General features: G+C 58.3%; 16 protein-coding genes and 1 pseudogene. 8 read left to right on the top strand and 9 right to left on the bottom strand.

Annotated elements, in window-relative coordinates; genetic code table 11:
• The first annotated feature begins 63 nt into the window (after positions 1 to 63).
• Entirely contained in the window at positions 64 to 2,397 is a 2,334-nt protein-coding gene (gene fecA / locus VY732_RS04705) for a TonB-dependent Fe(3+) dicitrate receptor FecA (RefSeq protein ID WP_331694764.1), read from the top strand.
• Positions 2,398 to 2,720: 323 nt separating this feature from the next.
• Positions 2,721 to 3,089, top strand: a complete 369-nt coding sequence (locus VY732_RS04700) for an endonuclease domain-containing protein (RefSeq protein ID WP_331694761.1) — start codon at positions 2,721 to 2,723, stop codon at positions 3,087 to 3,089.
• 517 nt (positions 3,090 to 3,606) lie between these two features.
• Here VY732_RS04700 and VY732_RS04695 read toward each other — a convergent pair.
• Entirely contained in the window at positions 3,607 to 4,011 is a 405-nt protein-coding gene (locus VY732_RS04695; RefSeq protein ID WP_116029519.1) for an HPF/RaiA family ribosome-associated protein, read from the bottom strand.
• 200 nt (positions 4,012 to 4,211) lie between these two features.
• Positions 4,212 to 5,159, bottom strand: coding sequence for a LysR substrate-binding domain-containing protein (locus VY732_RS04690; protein ID WP_077571187.1), 948 nt, complete (start codon positions 5,157 to 5,159; stop codon positions 4,212 to 4,214).
• Between the two features lie 135 nt (positions 5,160 to 5,294).
• On the opposite strand from VY732_RS04690, the gene VY732_RS04685 reads away from it, so the two are divergent.
• The 3 genes from VY732_RS04685 to VY732_RS04675 all read left to right on the top strand — a co-directional run bounded on the left by VY732_RS04685 (position 5,295) and on the right by VY732_RS04675 (position 8,680).
• Positions 5,295 to 6,671 (top strand): L-serine ammonia-lyase, encoded by a 1,377-nt coding sequence (locus tag VY732_RS04685; RefSeq protein WP_331694759.1) that lies wholly within the window; start codon positions 5,295 to 5,297, stop codon positions 6,669 to 6,671.
• A gap of 86 nt (positions 6,672 to 6,757) precedes the next feature.
• The gene (locus tag VY732_RS04680; RefSeq protein ID WP_331694757.1) at positions 6,758 to 8,059 is read left to right on the top strand and encodes an HAAAP family serine/threonine permease; all 1,302 of its coding nucleotides are present in this window, start codon (positions 6,758 to 6,760) and stop codon (positions 8,057 to 8,059) included.
• A gap of 303 nt (positions 8,060 to 8,362) precedes the next feature.
• On the top strand, positions 8,363 to 8,680 hold the full coding sequence (locus tag VY732_RS04675; protein WP_212622950.1) for a DUF3509 domain-containing protein: 318 nt from the start codon (positions 8,363 to 8,365) through the stop codon (positions 8,678 to 8,680).
• Here the strand turns inward: VY732_RS04675 and VY732_RS04670 are convergent.
• A complete protein-coding gene (locus VY732_RS04670; RefSeq protein WP_026000737.1) occupies positions 8,677 to 9,177 on the bottom strand; it encodes a phosphate-starvation-inducible protein PsiE in 501 nt (166 codons plus the stop codon). The genes VY732_RS04675 and VY732_RS04670 overlap by 4 nt on opposite strands.
• Before the next feature lie 327 nt (positions 9,178 to 9,504).
• Between VY732_RS04670 and VY732_RS04665 the strand changes: the two are divergent.
• Positions 9,505 to 9,759: pseudogene (locus tag VY732_RS04665) on the top strand (YebG family protein); the annotation flags it as partial.
• 144 nt (positions 9,760 to 9,903) lie between these two features.
• Here the strand turns inward: VY732_RS04665 and VY732_RS04660 are convergent.
• Entirely contained in the window at positions 9,904 to 10,923 is a 1,020-nt protein-coding gene (locus tag VY732_RS04660; RefSeq protein WP_331694755.1) for a Glu/Leu/Phe/Val dehydrogenase family protein, read from the bottom strand.
• A 185-nt stretch (positions 10,924 to 11,108) separates the two neighbouring features.
• Here VY732_RS04660 and VY732_RS04655 point away from each other — a divergent pair, with 185 nt between their 5' ends.
• A complete protein-coding gene (locus VY732_RS04655; RefSeq protein WP_077571181.1) occupies positions 11,109 to 11,912 on the top strand; it encodes a SirB1 family protein in 804 nt (267 codons plus the stop codon).
• Between the two features lie 50 nt (positions 11,913 to 11,962).
• Here VY732_RS04655 and VY732_RS04650 read toward each other — a convergent pair whose 3' ends face one another.
• The 4 genes from VY732_RS04650 to hmgA form a co-directional block, all read right to left on the bottom strand.
• Positions 11,963 to 13,333, bottom strand: a complete 1,371-nt coding sequence (locus tag VY732_RS04650; protein WP_331694752.1) for an MFS transporter — start codon at positions 13,331 to 13,333, stop codon at positions 11,963 to 11,965.
• A gap of 142 nt (positions 13,334 to 13,475) precedes the next feature.
• Positions 13,476 to 14,111, bottom strand: coding sequence for a maleylacetoacetate isomerase (gene maiA, locus VY732_RS04645; RefSeq protein ID WP_331694751.1), 636 nt, complete (start codon positions 14,109 to 14,111; stop codon positions 13,476 to 13,478).
• Positions 14,112 to 14,123: 12 nt separating this feature from the next.
• A complete protein-coding gene (gene fahA, locus VY732_RS04640; RefSeq protein WP_137219281.1) occupies positions 14,124 to 15,428 on the bottom strand; it encodes a fumarylacetoacetase in 1,305 nt (434 codons plus the stop codon).
• A 2-nt stretch (positions 15,429 to 15,430) separates the two neighbouring features.
• Entirely contained in the window at positions 15,431 to 16,735 is a 1,305-nt protein-coding gene (gene hmgA / locus VY732_RS04635; protein ID WP_331694749.1) for a homogentisate 1,2-dioxygenase, read from the bottom strand.
• 164 nt (positions 16,736 to 16,899) lie between these two features.
• Here hmgA and VY732_RS04630 point away from each other — a divergent pair, with 164 nt between their 5' ends.
• Positions 16,900 to 17,679, top strand: coding sequence for an IclR family transcriptional regulator (locus tag VY732_RS04630; RefSeq protein ID WP_331694748.1), 780 nt, complete (start codon positions 16,900 to 16,902; stop codon positions 17,677 to 17,679).
• Positions 17,680 to 17,708: 29 nt separating this feature from the next.
• Here the strand turns inward: VY732_RS04630 and VY732_RS04625 are convergent, their stop codons facing one another.
• Positions 17,709 to 21,173 carry a dermonecrotic toxin domain-containing protein gene (locus VY732_RS04625; protein ID WP_331694747.1) on the bottom strand — a complete coding sequence of 1,155 codons (3,465 nt, stop codon included), beginning with the start codon at positions 21,171 to 21,173 and terminating at the stop codon, positions 17,709 to 17,711.
• Positions 21,174 to 21,233: the final 60 nt, after the last annotated feature.

Below are 21,233 nucleotides of genomic sequence, written 5' to 3'. Positions count from 1 at the left end.
TTCAGATCTGGCGTGACAGAGAAGGAAAGCCCCCTTGATTCAACCTTCTCAGGATCAACCACCATGCACCCAACCCGCCTCACGCCACTGGCCCGCAGCCTGCGCAATCTCGTCCTCGGCGTCAGTCTGAGTTTCAGCGCCCTGCCCGCCGCAGTGGCTGCCGATGCCAAGGCGTACCACATCGCGCCATCATCGCTAGAGAACGCCCTCAACCAGTTTGGCCGTGAAGCAGGCGTGTTGATTTCATTCGGTTCGCAAGTCACCAGTGGTGTGCAAAGCCGAGGTCTGGAGGGCAGCTACACGCCTGAACAAGGTTTGAATGCGCTGCTCGAAGGCACCGGTCTGCAAGCACGCGCCGAGGGCAACAACGCGTTCAGTCTGCAACCGGTGGCAGACGCTGCGCTGGAGCTGGACACCTCGACAGTCGTCGGCGACTGGCTCGGCGATGCTGCGCAAATCAACGTCTTCGAACATCCCGGCGCCCGTGATGTAATCCGCCGCGAAGAGTTCGAGCGTCAGGGCGCGACTCAGCCGCGTGATGTGCTCAACCGCATTCCCGGCGTCAACGCCCCGGAAAACAACGGCACTGGCAGCCACGACATGGCGCTGAACTTCGGCATTCGTGGGTTGAATCCACGCCTGGCGGCGCGCTCGACGGTGTTGATGGACGGCATTCCGGTGCCGTTCGCGCCTTATGGCCAGCCGCAGTTATCGTTCGCGCCAATCAGCATGGGCAACATGGATGCCGTGGACGTGGTGCGCGGCGGCGGCGCGGTGCGTTACGGACCGCAGAACGTCGGTGGTGTGGTCAACTTCGTGACCCGGGCGATTCCTGACGAGCCAACGGTCAAGGGCGGCTTTCAGACCGAAACCAGCCCATCGTCGAGCCATGACGGCTTCAAGACCAGCGCCAACCTGCTGGCCGGCGGCACCAATGAAAATGGTCTGGGCGGCGCGTTGCTCTACTCCGGCACCCGTGGTGGTGACTGGCGTGAACACAGCGACACCGAGATCGACGACCTGATCCTCAAGGGCAAATACCAGCTCGACGACGCCAACAGCTTCAACGCCATGGCCCAGTACTACGAAGGCAAGGCTGATATGCCCGGCGGTTTGAACGTCGCCGATTACGACGCCGACCCGTACCAATCGACACGGCCGAAAGACCAGTTCTGGGGCCGCCGCACGATGTTCAATTTCGGCTATCGCTATCAGGAAGATCGCCGCGAATTCACCGCCAATACCTTCTTCACCAAGACCCTGCGCAGCGGTTATCTCGATCAGGGCACGTTCCTTTCGCTGTCGCCGCGCGAGTATTGGGTGCGCGGTCTGGAAACCCGTTTCGCCCAAGGCTTCGACCTCGGCCCGACCAGCCATGAAGTCGGCGTCGGCTACCGCTACATCAACGAGGCTGGTCACGAACTGCGCTATCGCACGCCGATCAGCAGCAACGAATACCCGACCACTGCCAGCCGCAACGACCGCGATACCCGTGGCGGCACCGAGGCCAATGCTTTCTTCGTTGACGACCGCATCGACATCGGCAAATGGACGATCACCCCGGGCGTGCGCTACGAGATGATCGAATCGCAGCAGACCAACAACCTGACCAACGTCAAATACAAGGGCGACTACAACACCGCGCTGCCGGCGTTGAACGTGCTCTATCACCTCACCGACAGCTGGAATCTGTACGCCAACACTGAAGGCTCGTTCGGCAGCGTGCAATACAGCCAGATGCCCAACCGTGTGACCAGCGGCGAAGTGAAACCGGAAAAGGCGCGCACTTGGGAACTCGGCACGCGCTATGACAATGGAGCGTTGCGGGCCGAGATCGGCGCGTTCCTGATCAACTTCGACAATCAGTACGAAAGTAACCAGACCAACGACTCGGTGATCGCCCGTGGCGAAACTCGCCATCAAGGGATCGAGACCAGCGTCAATTACGCGCTGGATGACTTGAGCCCGGCGCTGGCCGGTTTTGATGTCTACGCCACTTACGCTTATGTTGACGCGACCATCCGCGAAGACGGACCGAACAAAGGCAATCGCGTGCCATTCTCGTCGAAGCACAAAGGCACGATTGGCGTCGGTTACACCGAAGGGCCATGGAAGTTGAATCTGGACAGCAGCTTCCAGAGCGACCAGTTCGCTGACAACGCCAATACCTCGAAAGAAAGTGCCGATGGCAGCACCGGCAAGATTCCGGGCTACATGCTGTTCAGCAGCCGCGCCGGGTATGACTTCGGGCCGCAGTTGTCGGATCTGAATGTGGCGGTGGGCGTGAAGAACATCTTCAACACGCAGTACTTCACCCGTTCGTTTGATGACAACAACAAGGGTAAGTATGTGGGTGAGCCGCGGACGGTTTATGTGCAGACATCGGTGGCGTTCTGAGGATTGAAAAGCCCCTCATCGGAACGCCGCCCGCCTAACCCTCTCCCTGAGGGAGAGGGGACTGATTGGGGGGTGCTTGCGAGGTACGCCGACCTGAACGTGCTGTGCCGAATCCATAATCGACTCGACCTGAACCCGCTGTGCCGAATCTTTAACCGACTCGACCTGAAACCGCTTTACCGAATCCATAATCGACTCGGTTTTTCAGGTCGATGTACCCCGCAATACGACTCGGTCGGCCCCCTCTCCCTCCGGGAGAGGGCTGGGGTGAGGGGAATGGGCTACAGTGAAATATCAAACCAACTTCACAAGGATCGTGAAGCATGCAAACCCGCCCCACCCTCGCCCAATTCGCCCGCCAGTTACGCGTCAACCAAACCGATTGCGAACAGCTGCTCTGGCAAAAACTCCGCTCCCGCCAAATCGCCAATCTGAAATTTCGCCGGCAGTTTCCCTGTCCGCCCTATGTGCTGGACTTTTACTGTGCCGAACTGAAATTGGCGATTGAACTAGACGGTGGTCAGCACTATGAAACGCCGGGACTGATTCATGACCAACGCCGGACGCACTATCTGAATCAAAAGGGCATTGAAGTCGCGCGTTTCAGTAATCTCGAGGTGATCCAGCAGATGGACGATGTGCTGGAGCAGATCATAAGAATTGCGGCGAATCGAAAAATGCCCTCACCCTAACCCTCTCCCAGAGGGAGAGGGGACTGACCGGGGGATGCTTGCGAGGATCGCCGACCTGATTCTGCTTTACCGAATCCATGATCGACTCGGTCTTTCAGGTCGACGTACCTCTTCAGACACCTCGGTCGGCCCTCTCCCGGAGAGAGGGGGGACTGATTGCGGGATGCTTCAGAAATACATCGACCTGAAAGTGCTTTGCCGAATCCATAATCGACTCGGTCTTTCAGGTCGATGTACAACGCCAGACACCTCGGTCGGCCCTCTCCCGGAGAGAGGGGGACTGATTGCGGGATGCTTCAGAAATACATCGACCTGAAAGTACTGTGCCGACTCCATAATCGACTCGGTCTTTCAGGTCGATGTACCTCTTCTGACACCTCGGTCGGCCCCCTCTCCCGGAGGGAGAGGGCTGGGGTGAGGGGCCGCTTTCTTATGCCCTGCGCAAAAACCGCCACAAACAAAAACGGGCCTGCATTCGCAGGCCCGTTCTCATTGGGTGGCTTATGAAATCAGCGCATCAACTGTTGATCGCTGCCTGTTCGTTCTCAAGAAATTCTTCCTCCAGCAGAGCGTCATTCGCCTTGCTAAATGGCACCACAGCAGCACGTGGCTTACCTCGCAGTTTGCCGAAAAGGTGCTCCAGTGCGTGCTCGAGTTTTTCGGCAGCGCCGTCGATCGCCTGTTCCAGCGAATCGGCCTTGTGGGTCACGGAAATCGGTTGATGGCCTTTTGGCCGCGCTTCCAGTTGGCAGCGCATGTCATGGGGACCTGGTTTGTCACCGTTCTCGTCGGCCAGATGGACTTCGACGCGGGTCAGGTCTTCTTCATAACGTTCGAGCGTGCTCTCAATGGTTGTACGTACCCACTCCTCCAGTCGTTGACTACTTTGAATATGGTTATCGCTGTTGACTTGGATTTGCATAGTTCATCCCTTATTTCAGCTAGCTCGTGAGAGGCCTTGAGTTGAATTTCCTGACCTCCTGGTTACAACAATCGGCCCGACCGGCGAACATTTCAACCCCTGAAAAAAGATAAATATTCATTCGCAAAAAAAGCCGGACAACCGAGCAAAGCACTGGTAAGGTCGGGAGTTGGGTCGCCTCGCAACCCGGCAAAATTTGCTCACAATTGCCCGTCGTTCAACGGGTGCAAGCTGCGAAATATCCCCGCCTCTTCGACCAGCCAATCATGCACCGCACGTACGCCCGGATGGCTCAACGCCCCTGGCGCGTACAGCAACACGTAGCGTTTGTGATTCGGTACCGACAGGCCAAACGGCACAATCAATGTCCCTCGCTCCAGTTCATCGTTAAGCAATGTCCGTCGGGCAATCGCCACGCCCATACCGGCAATTGCCGCTTCAATGGTCAGGTGATTGCGATTGAACGTGTGCCCGCGCCGTACGTCGGCGCCTTCAAAGCCGATCGCGTTCAAGTAGAACTCCCACTCCGCGTATTCATAACTGCCACGCCAGGCAGTGATGTCATGCAGCAACGGGAAATGCACCAGATCCGCTGGCCCATGCAATCGCGGACGACCACGCAACAGACTCGGCGCACACACCGGGAAAATCTGCTCATCGAGCAACGCTGTGGATAACAGCCCGGGGTAACTGCCGTCGTTCAGATCAATCGCCAGATCAAAGTCACCCTCGTGCAACGGCACGCTGCTGTCCTCGGCGACGAGCCGCAGCTGAATATCCGGATAGCGCTGTTGCAGGCGCGGCAAACGCGGCGTCAGCCACTTGCTGAGGAATGACGGAATCGAGCGCAGGCGCAGAATCCCGCTGATCATTCCGGCATCAAGCCGTCGCAATTCCGCATCGATGCTGCCATATGCCTCATTGACGGTAATCGCCAACCGCTGCCCCTCTGCACTCAATTCCACACCGCGCGCGCGCCGATGAAACAGGCGAAACCCGAGGCGTTCTTCCAGTTGGCGAATCTGCTGGCTGACCGCCCCCGGGGTGATGTGCAGTTCTTCGGCACAGCGGGTAAACGACAGATGCCGCGCGGCACAGGAAAACACCTGAAGCCAGACATAGGTCTGGGCATGCAATTGACGACTCATCGTTTAGTCCTGCTAAAGGCTTACTTAGGAAGTTTCGTTAGTCACGTAGGACTGAGGTAGGCAGTATCGCCGACATTGCGCTTGTCCTACAAAAAATGGCAGCGATTCCTACTCCATTGCTTGTAAGGGTTTAGCATGGCTATCAGTGTTTTCGATCTATTCAAAGTCGGCATCGGCCCGTCCAGTTCCCACACCGTCGGCCCGATGCGCGCAGCAGCGACCTTCGCTCAAGCGCTGATCGATCAACATTTGTTGAACGATGTGCGTCGTGTGGAAATCCGTTTGTACGGTTCGCTGTCGGCCACGGGTGTCGGTCACGCCACTGACCGCGCGACGGTGATGGGCCTGATGGGCGAATGGCCGGACAGCATCGATCCGGCGACCATCGATCCACGCATCCAGGAACTGCGCGAGACAGGCCAACTGTCCCTCGCCGGGCAAAGAGAAATTGCCTTCGACTGGCAGCGTGATCTCCTGCTGCTGGACGAGAGCCTGCCCTACCACCCCAACGCCATGTCGCTGACTGCCTTTGGCGAAACTGCCGAGCTGTTCGAGCAGACGTACTACTCGGTTGGCGGCGGTTTCATCATTGAAGCAGCGGAAGCCGAGTCCGGTGTGGCGCCGGCCGGTGACGTGGTGTTGCCGTACGATTTCTCCAGCGCCGCCGAACTGCTGTCGCTGTGCAAACAGCACAACCTGCGCGTGTCCGAACTGATGATGGCCAACGAGCGCGCCTGGCGTAGCGACACCGAAATCCGTCAGGGTCTGCTGCACATCTGGTCGGTGATGCGTGAATGTGTGGAGCAGGGCCTGCGCCACGAAGGCATCCTGCCCGGTGGTCTGAATGTGCCGCGTCGTGCAGCGAAACTGCATCGCAGCCTGCTGGAGATAGGCAAGCCCAACGTGATCAGTTCGACGCTGTCGGCAATGGAATGGGTCAACCTGTTCGCCCTCGCCGTCAACGAAGAGAACGCGGCCGGCGGGCGCATGGTCACCGCGCCGACCAATGGTGCTGCGGGGATCATCCCGGCCGTTCTGCACTACTACATGAAATTCAATCCGGACGCGTCTGACGATGATGTCGTCGCTTTCTTCCTCGGTGCGGCCGCCGTCGGCATTCTCTGTAAGAAAAATGCCTCGATCTCCGGCGCCGAAGTCGGCTGTCAGGGCGAAGTCGGTTCGGCCTGCGCGATGGCTGCCGCCGGCCTTGCCGATGTACTCGGCGCCACCCCGGAACAATTGGAAAACGCCGCCGAAATCGGCCTGGAACACAACCTTGGCCTGACCTGCGACCCGGTCGGTGGCCTCGTGCAAGTGCCGTGCATCGAGCGCAATGCCATCGCCGCCGTGAAGGCGATCAACGCCACGCAAATGGCTTTGCGCGGCGACGGCAAACATTTCATTTCCCTGGACCGGGTGATCCGCACCATGCGCGATACCGGCGCCGACATGCACGACAAATACAAAGAGACTTCACGGGGCGGCCTGGCCGTGAGCTGGGTGGAATGCTGAGGCGCATTCCCTGACCGCCCCGGCAGACCGCACCCGACGGTCTGCCAACCGTGAGCCCGAGCAAAAATAATAACGAGGCGATACCGATGACCGATGTACGTACACCTGCTGCCGATAATCCCGCTGTAGACCGCACACGCAATGCAGAAACAGCCCACAAGGGCTGGAACAAATTCGACACCACCTGGATGCTTGGACTGTATGGCACCGCCATCGGCGCCGGGACTTTGTTTCTGCCGATCAACGCTGGTGTAGGCGGTTTCTGGCCATTGTTGATTCTGGCTGTGCTGGCCTTCCCGATGACGTTTTTTGCCCACCGTGGTCTGTGTCGTTTTGTCTTGTCCGGTCGCTCCGGGGACATCACCGAAGTGGTCGAAGAACACTTCGGCTTCGGTGCCGGCAAGCTGATCACGCTGCTGTATTTCTTTGCGATCTTCCCGATCCTGCTGGTCTACAGCGTGGCGCTGACCAACACCCTGAGCAGTTTCCTCGAACATCAACTGCACATCGCCCCACCGCCACGGGCAATCCTCTCGCTGGTACTGATCCTCGGTTTGATGGCGATTGTTCGTTGCGGTCAGAGCGTGATCGTCAAAGCCATGAGCGTGTTGGTGTATCCATTCGTCGCCGCGTTGCTGCTGCTCGCGGTCAGCCTGATTCCGAACTGGAACGGCGCGTTCTTCGCCAGCGCCAAAGACGCCATGCCGATGTCTGATTTTCTCAAGACGCTATGGCTGGCGATTCCGGTGATGGTGTTCTCGTTCAACCATTCGCCGATTATCTCCGCGTTCGCCGTTGATCAAAAACAACGTTACGGCGAGCAGGCCGAACGCAAAAGCAGCGGCATCCTCGCCATGGCCCACGGCATGATGGTCGTCACGGTGATGTTCTTCTGCTTCAGTTGCGTGCTGGCGTTGTCGCCGGCGGATCTGGCAGCCGCCAAGGCACAGAACATTTCGATCCTGTCGTACCTGGCCAACCACTTCCAGACCCCGGTCATCGCTTATGCCGCGCCGTTGATTGCGCTGGTGGCGATCACCAAATCCTTCCTCGGCCACTACATCGGCGCCAGCGAAGGCTTTCAAGGCATGATCGTGAAAACCCTGCGCAGCCGTGGCCGGGTGATGTCGGCGAGCTGGCTGAACCGCGCGACCGCCGTGTTCATGATCCTCAGTTGCTGGGCCGTGGCGACTTTCAACCCGAGCATCCTCGGGATGATCGAGGCTTTCGGTGGGCCCGTGATTGCCTGTCTGCTGTTCTTGATGCCGATGTACGCCATCCGCCGCGTGCCAGCCTTGCGCCAGTATTCGGGGCAAGCGTCCAACGTATTTGTGGTGTTGATCGGTCTGATTGCACTGTCAGCGATCATCTACCTGGTTCTGCCCTGAAAACGGGCCATTAAAAAAGGCGAGCCGCGTAGCTCGCCTTTTTTATGCCCGTGTTCATTGTTCGACAATTTTCCCGGCACAGCCCTTGCTACGTCCCTATAGGAGCTGCCGCAGGCTGCGATCTTTTGCTCTTCATGATCGAAATCAAAACACTGAAGGTCAAAAGATCGCAGCCTCGTTTCTCTCGACAGCTCTACATGAAGCAACAAATACAGGCCACGGAATGGCCGGTGATCCGGTTTGGCGAACCAACCCGATCACGGCCGGTCAACAACTGCACGTTCAATCAGGCGGTGACGCATCATGGACAATCCTTTTCAGATCATTACCGATGCCTTCGCGCCGGACTATCAGATCAACCTGAGCATTCAGGGCCTGGACGGCAGCATCATGCTGACCCTGTCCAACAGCGGCCGGATCGTGGCCAAACGCATGATCAGCGCCGAACAGCGCAATGACCCTGCGCGTCTCAAGCGGCTGGTGCAAAGCATTCAATTCGGCATCGCTATCGAACAGGGCCACAGCGCTATGGCGATCCTCGAAGCGATGACCGGTGGCGACGGGCTGACCCCGCCACCGCCCCTCGTCAGCAGCCAGCCCCGACCTGCGGCCGGGCTTTAAAGCTCGCCCTTCTCGACTTCCGGATGCTCGCTGGAACCGGCGCCAAGTTTGCGCTGTGGTTTCTCGATCTTCACCGAAGGAAATTGTGACGAGGCGTAACGCACCACCAGAATCGAGAAGGCCAACAGCAGAATCCCGCCGCACAGGTAGATGATGCCCATGTCCGGCGGGTTGTGGTGCGAGACATTGGAGATCAGCAGACGGGTCAGCGCGGTGATCGCCACATAGATCAGAAAGCGCACCGGCATGTGGTTGGTCTTGAAGTAAATCCCGACCATCGCCCCCAATTCGAGATAGATGAACAGCAGCAGAATGTCATCGATCTTGATGTGGCCTTCCTCGAGCATCCCGAGAAACTCCATCACCGCCGCCCACGCCGTCACCGCACCGATGGCGAACAGCGCCAGATAGTGGAAGGTCTCGACGAACAGGTTGCCCAGGGACTCGGCCAGTTGATGCACGTTTTGCCGCAGTTTCTCGGCCCAGTTGATTTTCACGATGATGTTCCTTAGCTCGAATGCGAGCGGATGATGCGTGTTGGACGTGACGGTTTTCTGCACGTAACGGTTTTCATGCAGAAAAGAGGCCACGCCATCATGGCGAACCGCCGCCAGACCCGCGCCGTGGCGTTTGGTCGCACCGCTGTGCTTTTGTGGGAGCGAGCCTGCTCGCGAATGCAGCGACACGGTCTCCCTGACAAACCCGAAATCCGGTCTACATTGAAAAGCCACTACCCATGGCGCAGGGATTCGCTTATCCTTTTCGCTGTATATGGATACAGTAGTCGTCAAGACAACTTAATGTGAAGGCATGTGAGGTGGTGAATGGCCGTCGAAGTGGTATACCGCAGCAGCCGAGATCTGGAGCGCTTGTTCATGGATAAAGCCGAAGCTGACCGTCATGACAAAATGCTCGAACTGGCCGAATATCTGGCCGATGTGCTGCAAAAAGCCGTTCCGTCCCTGACTGAACAGCAAGTGGAAGAAGCCGGGATCTACATGGCGAAGAATCGCGATGTGTTCGCCCGGGCGTTCAAGAGCCAGCCGGATGCACTGTCCGAGCTGCTCAATGCACCGGCGGAACCGGTCGATAATGCCGAAGCTGCAGAGCCTGCTGAAACGCCGGCGAAGCCAGCCAAAGCGGCGAAGGCTGCGAAGTAATCCAGCCCGAATTGAATAGGCCCCGAGTCGAATGGCTCAGGGCCTTTTTCATGCCTGTGGAACTCAGCGATACAAAACTTTCTCTGCCAACTCATCCGCCACTCGCGCCGGTGAACGTTTTTCCGCTTGAGCATGGGCGAAAACTTCGGTCAGCCGTGAACTGATTTTCGACAGATGCGCAGTAATCGTCGGCAATTCCTCACCACGATGTTTCAGCGAAACGTAGATCAGGCCTCCGGCATTGATCACGTAGTCCGGCGCATACAGAATCCCGCGCCGCTCCAGTTGATCGGCGACATCCAGGTGCGTCAGTTGATTGTTTGCCGAACCCGCCACCGCCGAGCAACGCAGTTGAGTAACGCTGTGGCTGTTCAGCACACCGCCCAGACCGCACGGAGCGAGGATGTCACACGGCGTACTGAGTAACGCGTCGTTAGCGATCGGGTGAGCATTGAGTTGTTCCATCGCCAGTTGCACTTTGCCGTGGTCAATGTCGCTGACCAGCAGTTCTGCCCCGGCGGCGTGAAGTTGCTCGGCCAACGCGTAACCGACATTGCCCAGGCCCTGAATCGCGATGCGCAAACCTTCGAGATTGTCGCTGCCCAGCCGGGCCATGGCGGTTGCCCGAATGCCGGCAAACACGCCCATCGCTGCGTGTGGTGCGGGGTCACCGGCCGACGTGGTGCTGGTGACATGCTGGGTCTGCTGAGCGATGCAGTCCATGTCCGCCACCGAGGTACCGCTGTCGATCGCGGTGATGTAGCGACCGTCGAGCTGTTCGATGCAGCGGCCAAAGGCTTCGAACAGCGAGCCTCGGTTTTCCACATGCACCGGACGCACGATCACCGCAACGCCACCGCCTTGCGGCAACCCCGCCAGTGCGGCCTTGTAACTCATGCCCTGAGCGAGGCGAATGGCATCCTCAACGGCAGATTCGTCATTGGGATAGGCAAGATAACGACATCCACCCAAGGCTGGCCCGAGGCGACTGTTATGGATGGCAATGACCGCCTTCAACCCGGTGACCGGGTCGACGCTAAGGTGCAGCGATTCCAGGCGAGTGCTTTGCATGAGCGCAAACATCGTTGGGCTCCCGAATCACTTCTTGTAGAACGCCAGTATAGGCCTGCGCCCGAAAATTGCTGGAGCGCACCGGAATAAGCGCCCGCGTCGACAACGGCTTTGCGGCATAACCCGACACCGGTGTTGCGGGGCACTGGACGAATCTCGCGGACCGGGCTAAAACGAGGCATTCCCCGGAGATTTCGATGAGTGCGCGTCAACGTTTTTTCGAATGCCTGCACCGTTCACCGCCCGCGCTGTTCGAAGCCGCGCTGTGGATGGCGGCCGAGCACGAAAAAGCCGTCGATCCCGACGCGCTGTTGCAGGAATTCAAAGACCTGCAACAACGGGTGAGTTACGGTTTGCCGATGCTGCCGGTGAGTGAGCTGGCGCAACCGTTGTTACGCCGCATGACCGATCTGGGTTTTGCACAGGATGATTTTCTGCCACTGCGCCCGCAGGCTGCGCTGCTGCACAAAGTGTTGCAGACCCGTCGCGGCCAGCCGCTGGCATTGGCGCTGATTGCCCTGGAGCTGGCGCGCGGTCTGGAGATTCCTCTGGTCGGGGTCAACTTCCCCGGGCATTTCCTGTTGCGAGTGCCCGGTGCCGATCACTTGCTTGATCCCTGCGGTGGCCGGCGGTTGTACCCCAATGATTGTCGCGAACTGTTGCAGCGCCAGTACGGGCCGAACATGAAGCTGAATGCCGAACATCTGCTGACCGCCTCGCCGGTGCAAATGCTTCAGCGCCTGTCGCGCAACCTGCGCCAGTTGTACCTGACGCATGATGATTTCATTGCCGCGCTGATCGATGCCGAACGCGTGCTCGAACTGGGTGACGCCGGAGCCGCTGATTACCTGGCCCGGGCCAGTCTTTATCAGCGGCTTGACTGTCCGAATGCCGAGCGCTTCGATCTGGAGCATGCGCTGATGCTCAGCGATGACCCGATTCAACGCCTGCGCCTGACCGAGCGGCTCGGACACCTGCCGCCCAACTCGGTCGTCCACTGATACCTTGTGGGAGCTAGCCTGCTAGCGATGCAGGCAGCTCGGTCTCTCAGTTAAACCGCGTTATCGTTCTTCGCTAGCAGGCTAGCTCCCACAGGAGATTGCGCTGTGTCAGTGGGCGAACGTACCTGAATAATCAGCAACGCGGCGATCACCGCCGGGATCGCGCAAAAGAAGAAAATCTGCGCCACCGGAATGTGCATCGCCAGCAACAGGCTGCCAAACAGCGGCCCGAGAATCGAACCAAAACGCCCCACACCCAACGCCCAACCGGTGCCGGTTGCACGCACATGCGCCGGGTAGAAATTGCTGGCAAACGCATTCAGCGTCAGTTGCCCGCCGATGATGCAGAAACCTGCAGCGAAGACGCAGGCCACCAGATAACGCGGATTGTCATGATTGAGTCCCAGCAGAATCGTGCACAGCGCCGCCCCTGCCAACACCGCTGACAACAAACGAACCTTGCGCTTCAAGCGGTCGGCAAACCAGGCCATACAGATCGCGCCCAAAGTACCGGCGAACAGAAACATCGACGTCACCAGATTGGCTTCGTTGAGTTTCAGGCCGCTTTCCAGCAACAGCGTCGGCAACCAGCTGATCATGAAATACAGCAAAATAAGGCTGACAAAAAACGTCGCCCAGATCAGCAAGGTCGGCCGCGCGTAGCCATTGCGGAACAACTCGACCACGGTCAGATTGCTGCCCTGCTCGCGCTCGTTCTGCTCCAGGGTTGCGACCGGTGGTTGCCAGTCCGGCAACATCCGCGCGGTGACTTTGCGCAATCGCGCATACGGCGGCGCATCACGCAACAGACGTGGCAACGACTCCGGCAGCATCCACCAGAGAAACGGAAACAGCAGCAACGGCGTGACGCCACCGGCGAGAAACACCGCCTGCCAGCCGAACTGGTCGATGAAACCGGCGGCGACAAAACCACCCGCCGCGCCACCGAACGAGAAGCCACAGGCTGCCAGCGTCACCATCAAGGTACGCAAACGCGGTGGCGAGTATTCCGACATCAACGCCATGGCACTGGGCATCGCCCCGCCCATGCCGATGCCACAGATGAAGCGCGCGATCATCAGCGTGTTGAGCGAGTCGGCGAAGACCATCAGCACGGTCAGCGTGGCGTAGATCAGTACGCAAGCGAGCAGGATCCGGCGCACGCCAAAGCGGTCAGCCAGCGGCGTGACCGCCAGTGAACCAAGGGTGAGACCGAGCAGATTGGCGCTGAACACAGGCCCGAACGCAGATTTTTCCAGGCCCCAGTCCTGGGCCAGCGCGGGCACCACGTAACCGAGCACCTGGGCGTCATAGCCGTCGGTGACCAGCAACAGCGCGAGCAGGATCAACAGTAACCACTGATAGCGGGACACTGGACGGGCGTCGAGTGCCGCGCGGAAGCTGGCAATCTGGTTGTGCATCGCAAGGTACCTGTTTTGTTTTTATGATTATGTGAACGGCGATATTCCCTTGTAGGAGTGAGCCTGCTCGCGATAGCGGTGGGTCAGTCAGAACATGAGTGACTGACACTCCCTCATCGCGAGCAGGCTCACTCCTACAGGGTTATGGGGTGTCTGGTTGATTGGCGGGATGGGCCTTGATGAACGCTGAATGTTCAGCCGCCAGTGCGGCGACCCGACGAATTTTCGGATACGCCTCAAGGCTGACATTGAACCGCTGCGCCGCATACAACTGCGGAATCAGGTACACATCCGCCACGCACGGCCACTCGCCGAAACAGAATCCCTCGTCGCCAATCAGTTGCTCAACCGTCGCCAGGCCCTGGCTGATCCAGTGGCTGATCCACTCGACCACCTGCAGCTCATCGTGCCCCGACTGACGCAGGCGATTGAGCACACTGACGTTGTGCAGTGGATGCACGTCGCAGCCGATCACCGCCGCTACACCGCGCACCTGCGCACGGGCGAGCAGATCTTCAGGCAGCAACGGCACCTGTGGATAACGTTCTTCCAGGTACTCGATGATCGCCGGCGATTGAATCAGCAAACCGCCCTCATCAGTGCGCAAGGCCGGCACCCGGCCCTGTGGATTGATCGCCAGATACGCCGCTTGCCGATGCTCGCCACCCGGCGGTGCGATCAAATTGACCGGTAACGCCTGATAGTCGAGGCCCTTCAACGCCAGCGCAATTCGCACCCGGTACGACGAGGTCGAACGGTAATAGGTATAGAGATCCATAAGCCGCTCCTGTCAGCGCGCCGCCAGCACTTTGCCGCGGCATTCGCCGAAGCCGATCGAAGCAAAACCATCACGGGCGCAGCGAGCGCGCAGAATGATTTCGTCACCGTCCTCGAGGAATTTACGCACCTCGCCGGAGGCCAGTTCGATCGGCTTTTTGCCGCCCTCGGTGATTTCCAGCAGGCTGCCGAACTGACCGTTTTCCGGGCCGGACAAGGTGCCCGAACCGAACAGATCGCCGGCCTGCAACTGGCAACCGTTGACGCTGTGGTGCGCGATCATTTGCGCAACGGTCCAGTACATGTAGCGGGTGTTGCTCAGCGTCAGGCGATGGGCCGGCAGGTTCTGCTCGCGCATGGTTTCGGTGAGCAACAGCACTTCCAGCTCGATGTCGAAGGCACCGCCGTCCTGATCGCGCTTGTCGAACAGGTACGGCAACGGTTGCGGATCACCTTCAGGACGCTTCGGCTGCGCAGTGCGGAATGGCTCCAGCGCTTCCGCCGTTACCACCCATGGCGAGACGCTGGTGATAAAACTTTTCGACAGGAACGGACCCAGCGGCTGGTATTCCCAGGCCTGGATATCACGGGCCGACCAGTCGTTGAGCAGGCAGAAACCGGCGATGTGATCAGCGGCGTCACCGATGGCGATCGAATCGCCCATCTCGTTGCCCTGGCCGATCCAGATGCCCAGTTCCAGCTCATAGTCCAGGCGCGCGCACGGGCCAAACACAGGTTCGGTCTGACCGGCCGGCAGCGTCTGGCCTTTCGGACGACGCACGTCGGTGCCGGATGCACGCACGGTGGAGGCGCGACCGTGATAACCGATCGGCACATGCTTGTAGTTCGGCAGCAGCGGGTTATCCGGACGGAACAGTTTGCCGACGTTTTGCGCGTGCTCGATGCCGACGTAGAAATCGGTGTAGTCGCTGATGCGTGCCGGCAGGTGCAGTTGGCAATCGGCGGCCAGTGGCAACAGTTTCGCGCCTTGAGCTTCGATGTTGCCACGGTGCGTGCTGCCTTCACTGAACAGTTCCAGCAGGCGTGTGCGCAAAGCCACACGTGCCTCGCGACCGAGATCGAAGAACGCGTTCAACTGGCCGCCGTGCATGGCTTCGACGGCGCTACGTGCAGCACCGTCGAACAGCCCTGCTTCCAGAGCAACTTGCAGATCGAAGATGTGCTCGCCAATCGCCACGCCAGCGCGCGGTGCCGAATCGGTGATGCTGAATACGCCGAGCGGCAGGTTCTGCAGGGGGAAATCAGCGTGGCCGTTGGCCGAAACGACCCAACTGCGGGTGATGGAAGTCTGAGTCATGGTTATCTCCGGGTCGGGTCGAACGTGGCGGGCAGCGTGGCCCAGCAAGCGTCGTAAGTGGATTGCAGTTGCGGGCAGTCGAGGGCGAAACGGCTTGGGCGCAGCACCTGGCTGGTCTCGAACATGAAGGCCATGGTGTTGTCGATTTTCGCCGGTTTGAGCTCGGCGTTGATCGCTTTGGTGCAGGTCTCGCCATCCGGGCCATGAGCGCTCATGCAACTGTGCAGCGACGCACCGCCGGGCACGAAGCCTTCGGCCTTGGCGTCGTATTCGCCCTGGATCAGGCCCATGAATTCGTTCATCAGATTGCGGTGGAACCACGGTGGCCGGAAGGTGTTCTCGGCGACCATCCAGCGTGGCGGGAAGATCACGAAGTCGAGGTTGGCCAGACCGTGCACGCTGGTCGGCGAGGTCAGCACGGTGAAGATCGACGGATCCGGGTGATCGAAGCTCACCGTGCCGATGGTGTTGAAACGGCGCAGATCATATTTGTACGGCACGTTGTTGCCGTGCCAGGCGACCACGTTGAGCGGCGAGTGATTGAGTTCGGTGGCCCACAGCTGGCCGAGGAATTTCTGCACCAGGGTGGTCGGTTGCTGCAGGTTCTCGTAAGCGGCGACCGGGGTCAGGAAATCGCGCGGATTGGCCAGACCGTTGCTGCCGATCGGGCCCAGATCCGGCAGACGCAGCGGCGCGCCATGGTTCTCGGCGACGTAGCCGCGTGCTTGCGGGTCAAGCAACTCAACGCGGAATTTCAGACCTCGCGGCAGTACGGCGATTTCCAGCGGCGCGACTTCCAGCACACCCAGTTCGGTGGCGATGCGCAGACGCCCGAGTTGCGGCACCAGCAGCAGTTCGCCGTCGGCGTTGAACAACACGCGCTCCATCGAACGGTTGGCGGCGTAGTTGTAGATGCTGATGCCGGACGGTTTTTCCGCGCCAGCGTTGGCGACCATGCTCACCAGACCGTCGATGAAATCGGTCGGTTCGGCCGGGATCTCCAGCGGGTTCCAGCGCAGGCGATTGGGCGTCACCTCACCCAACGGGCCACCGGCCAATTGCCGCTCCAGTTTGACGAAGGCCGGGTGATTGGCCGACGGCTGAATCCGGTACATCCAGGTGCGCCGCGCTTCACTGCGAGTCATGGTGAACGCGGTGCCGGAAAACAATTCGGTGTAGAGGCCGTACGGGGCTTTTTGCGGGGAGTTCTGGCCGACGGGCAGCGCGCCGGGCAACGCTTCAGAGCTGAATTCGTTGCCGAAACCGGACTGATACGCCAGCGCCTGAGCGGTTGAATCGAGGTTCATGGAGCCTCCTGAACAGGGAGTCGGCAGTGGCCCATCGCTCTGGCTCAGAGGTTTCGGCACGCCGGGGTTGTTATTATCGTAATTCGATTACGCATAACGTAATTTGCTCGCTATCCAGCGTCAAGCTATAAAGACGCCCATTCGTTTCGGAACCCGGCCGCACCATGGAAAAAACCAGCGACAGCAACGGCAAACAGAAAGTCCGCTCCGCCGAAGTCGGCACCGACATCCTCAAGGCCTTGGCCGAGTTGTCGCCGTCCACTTCATTGTCGCGACTGGCCGAACATGTGCAGATGCCAGCAAGCAAAGTGCATCGCTATCTGCAGGCGTTGATTGCCTCGGGTTTTGCCGAGCAGAACGCCGCCACCAACCATTACGGTCTCGGCCGTGAAGCGTTGCGCGTGGGCCTGGCCGCCCTCAACAGTATGGACGTGCTGAAGGTCGCCGCCCTGCCGCTGGCCGAACTGCGCGATGAACTCAACGAAACCTGCTTTTTGGCGGTGTGGGGCAATCAGGGCGCGACCGTGGTGCACATCGAACCGGCGGTGCGTGCGGTGACGGTGGTGACGCAATTGGGTTCAGTGTTGCCGCTGCTCAGTTCATCGACGGGGCTGGTATTCAGCGCCTATCTGCCACATCGCGAAACCGATGATTTGCGCGAGCAGGAAATCGCCGCTGCCGATCATCCGCTGAAAGACGAGAAGACGTATGCAACGCTGTGCGAACAGATCCGCGAACGCGGTCTGCATCATGTGCATGGCCTGCTGATGCCGGGTGTGGATGCGTTATCCGCACCGGTGTTCAATGCTGTCGGACAAGTCGCCGCCGTGCTGACCATCGTTGGCCCGACCTCGCTGTTCCATGCCGACGAAAACGGCCCGGCGGCGCAGCGGTTGCTGGCGGCGACGCGGGCCGTGAGTTGGCGGATGGGTTATGAAAGATAAATCCGCGGACTAAGAGCGCTCGAAACGGCTCAACGAACCGTGGTCTTGCTCAATACCGAGTCAGCATCTTCCATCAGTGACTTGAAGAAACCAATCAGTTCATCTGTGGGGTCTTCATGGCCGGTGTAATACGTAACGAGTTCCGCGACTGTCCGAGCGTCTTCAAACAAACTGAGGAACGAGCGTTGCGCACGAGTAAGCTCTTTAACCGGTGCCCCCGCCGCCGCTGCCTGACCCAATGTCAGCAGTTCGCTCAATACATCCCGTATATGTCCCAGCGCAGCGGAATAATCACCCCGTCGGTGTGACTGCGAAGCGTCGTAGATGCTTTTCATCATCTGCACAGCCACCACGACAGTGCCCACGGGAGGCACCAGCAGGCTCACGATGTTCGCGACCTTCAACAGGTTGCCGTAAATAATACCGGCGATTATTTCATTGAGGCTGGTGGTGCGTTCGTCGATATCGCTCAATACACGGCGCACTCGCTCGTCATGGAAAGTGAACAGATCAGGCAATAACGAACGCTGCTGCGTGCGAATGACCGGTTTGGTATCGGCGGTTGCAACCAGATTGTCGAAATAGGCGTTGATCACCTTTTGGTCGAGCAGCAGTATCCGCTGGCTGTAGTAGTTCCTGAACGGGCCGTATCGAAAACGAATCGAAGGAATGAACTCAGCGATTGGCCGGAAGCTGACCAGATCCGGCGCGTCAGGCGTATAGAGCAAATCGACGAACCCTGAAGACATCTTCAGTCGGAAAATATAAACGCCGCCAACCGTGCGATCCCAGGCAGCCGTCAAACCCAGCTCACTGATATTGAATTTATACAGACCGACGTCACCTTCGGCGACGCTATTCACAATCGACTGATAGCCGCCACTTTCTTCCAGATTATCGATAGTCCGCTGGATAGCAGAGAAATACTCTACTGACAGTCTGCCATTGGTAAAGTCGGCAAAAGCACTGCAGTACATTTCACAGCGAATTCTTCGCGCGTGTACTGCGCGCCTGAACGCGTAATCAGGATGAGCCTTGTTCTGATATTGCGCTTTCAGCATGGCGGTATATCTGTCGCCGGGACGGAAAGTTTTCGACAGTGAGGACAGGTCTCGGATATCCAGTTTTTCAATGCCGGGATGGCCATTCACCAAATAGTATTTCGGGCTGAATTTCGTTTCGTAGGCCGGATGCACTGCTTCAAAGGCGAGTCCCTCAAGCAAAACGTCGGTAACGCTCTTACGAAACTCTTCGGTTTGAACAATGATCTGATCGGGATTGACCGAAACATTGCTCCCACGAGTACGCAAAATGTCTTCTATCTGCGCTTTCACCGAGTCATAAGTGAACTGCTCGAATGTCGGAAAACCATTATCCCGTGCATCAACCGTAGACAGTGCCTTTAGCTCGGTTGTCAGACGCGAATAACGCTTGCGGCCTTCGATGCCCAGCGCCCGATAACCTACCGGAGCAATGGCCTTGTGCAGGGCAACTTCGGCTCGGTAAGCGATATTTACATAGTCTGCCAACGGTGCCTTGAGATTCAGGCCAAGATCGACCGGCCGGCCATCGAGCGTGTAGCGGTAGTTCAGCTGTGTGGGATCGCTGCCGAGCAACTTACCTGCTTCGTGCAGGTAGTCTGGATGGATCAGCAATGCAGCGTATTCACGATCTGCGGACAATGCCGACTCCAGCCAGAGGTTCGCTGCATAAACATCGGAAAATTTTTGCAGTTCAAATTCACCGCCAGGCGTTTTCACCAGCATCAGCGACGGTACATATTCTCTGGCCGAAATGATCAGGACATCTTTCAACGCGGGTACTTGTAATTTGATTCGCAATCCCTGAATGGTCACCGTTGGGTCACTGGCCATGGCTCGCGCGATGATATTCGCATCGGTGGAGTCCAGCTTTCCGGAGTGGCGAGCAACAAAAACTGCAAACTCCATCTGGCTGAAGAGGTAGTTGCGGTAGGCCTCCTGGTAATCAATCGAGGGCGAGGAGGCAAGGCTGCCGGTAAATTCCAATCGCAGGTTGCGATTCTCCAGCCACTGCTCGAGCGCCACCGTCGTCAGCCGACTGCCGTCGGGAACGCCGATGATAGTCAGCGCGGCTTTATAACCATTGTCATGCAGACCGAAAACGATAAATTCTGTCAGCGTCCGGGTGTCTTCCTGCTCGACAGTACGTCCGGCAATTTGCAGGGTGTACGAGCTATGGACACTTATTGTTTCTGGATCGAGGTGTTCCCCGAGCGTCCTGTGCGCCCATTCGGCGAACGTACGCACCACATAATCCTTAAACGAAAAGTACGCATCGAAGACGGTTGAATACGCGGTCTGGTATTGATCCCTGGACTCTTCAAGCTCGTTATATCGCTGTTGAATATCGCTACCAGCACCATGGAGCCAAAACGGCCAGTCGGTGCGTTTCAACGCAGCCCAAAGCAGATAGAAGCGAGTGTCGATACCGTAGCGCAGCACGTGCAGGCCTTGATTCTCCTGCAGCACGGAGGTGAGCGGACTATCCAATTGTTCCCGGCCACTGAACAACGATGACACGCTTTCAAGCTGGCCTTCGAGATGAGTCTCTACACAAAAGGCGTGAGGACTTCGCGTAGCCTTCGGGTATCGGATCTGATCACTGCCCAAGGACAATCGCTGCTGAAGTTTGCGGTGCAAATCGGTATTTTTTTCAAAGAACTCGAAGCCGTTTTCCGGCGTGTGCATGAGGTAAGAGGTCGACTCGTTGACCAGCGGCATTTCTGCACCCGCACGCTCGGCGTTGTCCAGAACGAAACAGGGCTGGAGCGACAGTAGGTAATCCTGCGCCGGTTGCAACTTCACTTCGAACACTGCGCGACCGGCGTCTGCGTCGAGCAGATGGGCGAATCGCTCACCCAACCGGGCATCGAAATTGTTGGCCATGATCGACAGGGACAGCTCTGCACTCGTGACCACGGCGTACGCTGCGATGAAAGCCTGCTTGTTCGACAGCGATGCAGTGTCCGGGCGAATGGTTTTCGCTGGCGCCGCCCAGAACTTTGCGATCTCGGTTCGCAACGTTTTTTCCAGTCCGGCAGCTACAACAGCGATCAGATCTTCGACAATAAGCGTATTCAGAACATTGACTTTGAATTGCTCACTAAACGTGTCCGGCAGAAAAAACACACCATCGCCGCCCACGATGTAAGCGGGACTGACATTGTTATCAAGACAATGGACAGTGACGTCCCAAAGAGTGCCCGAAGGTCGATTTTCATTGGCGGGGAAAGCAGGATTCGTATTGACATAGACTTTGTCGATATCGACCGTTTTGCCCAAACGCTTTAATTCACTTTCAAGCATGTTGCGAAGAATATCCAGCACGCTTGGCATGGCATCGATGATCTTCAATAGACCTGCTTTTGCCTGGCTTGCCTTTTCCCACTCTTCAGCCCATGTAACTTTTTCACCCAACGAACCACGCATCAAACTTTTAAATAACTTGGCCACAACAATTCCTTACTTGACTATCCAGGGCTGCGAGTGCAGCCATGCAGAGGGTCGCAAGGT

The sequence above is a fragment of the Pseudomonas sp. ZY71 genome (assembly GCF_036542145.1).
GTDB lineage: Bacteria > Pseudomonadota > Gammaproteobacteria > Pseudomonadales > Pseudomonadaceae > Aquipseudomonas > Aquipseudomonas koreensis_A.
This window is presented reverse-complemented; position numbering and strand designations above follow the sequence as displayed.

Excerpts from the sequence above, each read along its gene's own strand:
- VY732_RS04675 (WP_212622950.1), top strand. The coding sequence starts at position 8,363 with ATGGACAATCCTTTTCAGATCATTACCGATGCCTTCGCGCCGGACTAT.
- VY732_RS04680 (WP_331694757.1), top strand. The coding sequence starts at position 6,758 with ATGACCGATGTACGTACACCTGCTGCCGATAATCCCGCTGTAGACCGC.
- hmgA (WP_331694749.1), bottom strand. The coding sequence starts at position 16,735 with ATGAACCTCGATTCAACCGCTCAGGCGCTGGCGTATCAGTCCGGTTTC.
- VY732_RS04685 (WP_331694759.1), top strand. The coding sequence starts at position 5,295 with ATGGCTATCAGTGTTTTCGATCTATTCAAAGTCGGCATCGGCCCGTCC.
- VY732_RS04700 (WP_331694761.1), top strand. The coding sequence starts at position 2,721 with ATGCAAACCCGCCCCACCCTCGCCCAATTCGCCCGCCAGTTACGCGTC.
- VY732_RS04695 (WP_116029519.1), bottom strand. The coding sequence starts at position 4,011 with ATGCAAATCCAAGTCAACAGCGATAACCATATTCAAAGTAGTCAACGA.
- fahA (WP_137219281.1), bottom strand. The coding sequence starts at position 15,428 with ATGACTCAGACTTCCATCACCCGCAGTTGGGTCGTTTCGGCCAACGGC.
- VY732_RS04630 (WP_331694748.1), top strand. The coding sequence starts at position 16,900 with ATGGAAAAAACCAGCGACAGCAACGGCAAACAGAAAGTCCGCTCCGCC.
- VY732_RS04655 (WP_077571181.1), top strand. The coding sequence starts at position 11,109 with ATGAGTGCGCGTCAACGTTTTTTCGAATGCCTGCACCGTTCACCGCCC.
- VY732_RS04650 (WP_331694752.1), bottom strand. The coding sequence starts at position 13,333 with ATGCACAACCAGATTGCCAGCTTCCGCGCGGCACTCGACGCCCGTCCA.
- maiA (WP_331694751.1), bottom strand. The coding sequence starts at position 14,111 with ATGGATCTCTATACCTATTACCGTTCGACCTCGTCGTACCGGGTGCGA.
- fecA (WP_331694764.1), top strand. The coding sequence starts at position 64 with ATGCACCCAACCCGCCTCACGCCACTGGCCCGCAGCCTGCGCAATCTC.
- VY732_RS04690 (WP_077571187.1), bottom strand. The coding sequence starts at position 5,159 with ATGAGTCGTCAATTGCATGCCCAGACCTATGTCTGGCTTCAGGTGTTT.
- VY732_RS04660 (WP_331694755.1), bottom strand. The coding sequence starts at position 10,923 with ATGTTTGCGCTCATGCAAAGCACTCGCCTGGAATCGCTGCACCTTAGC.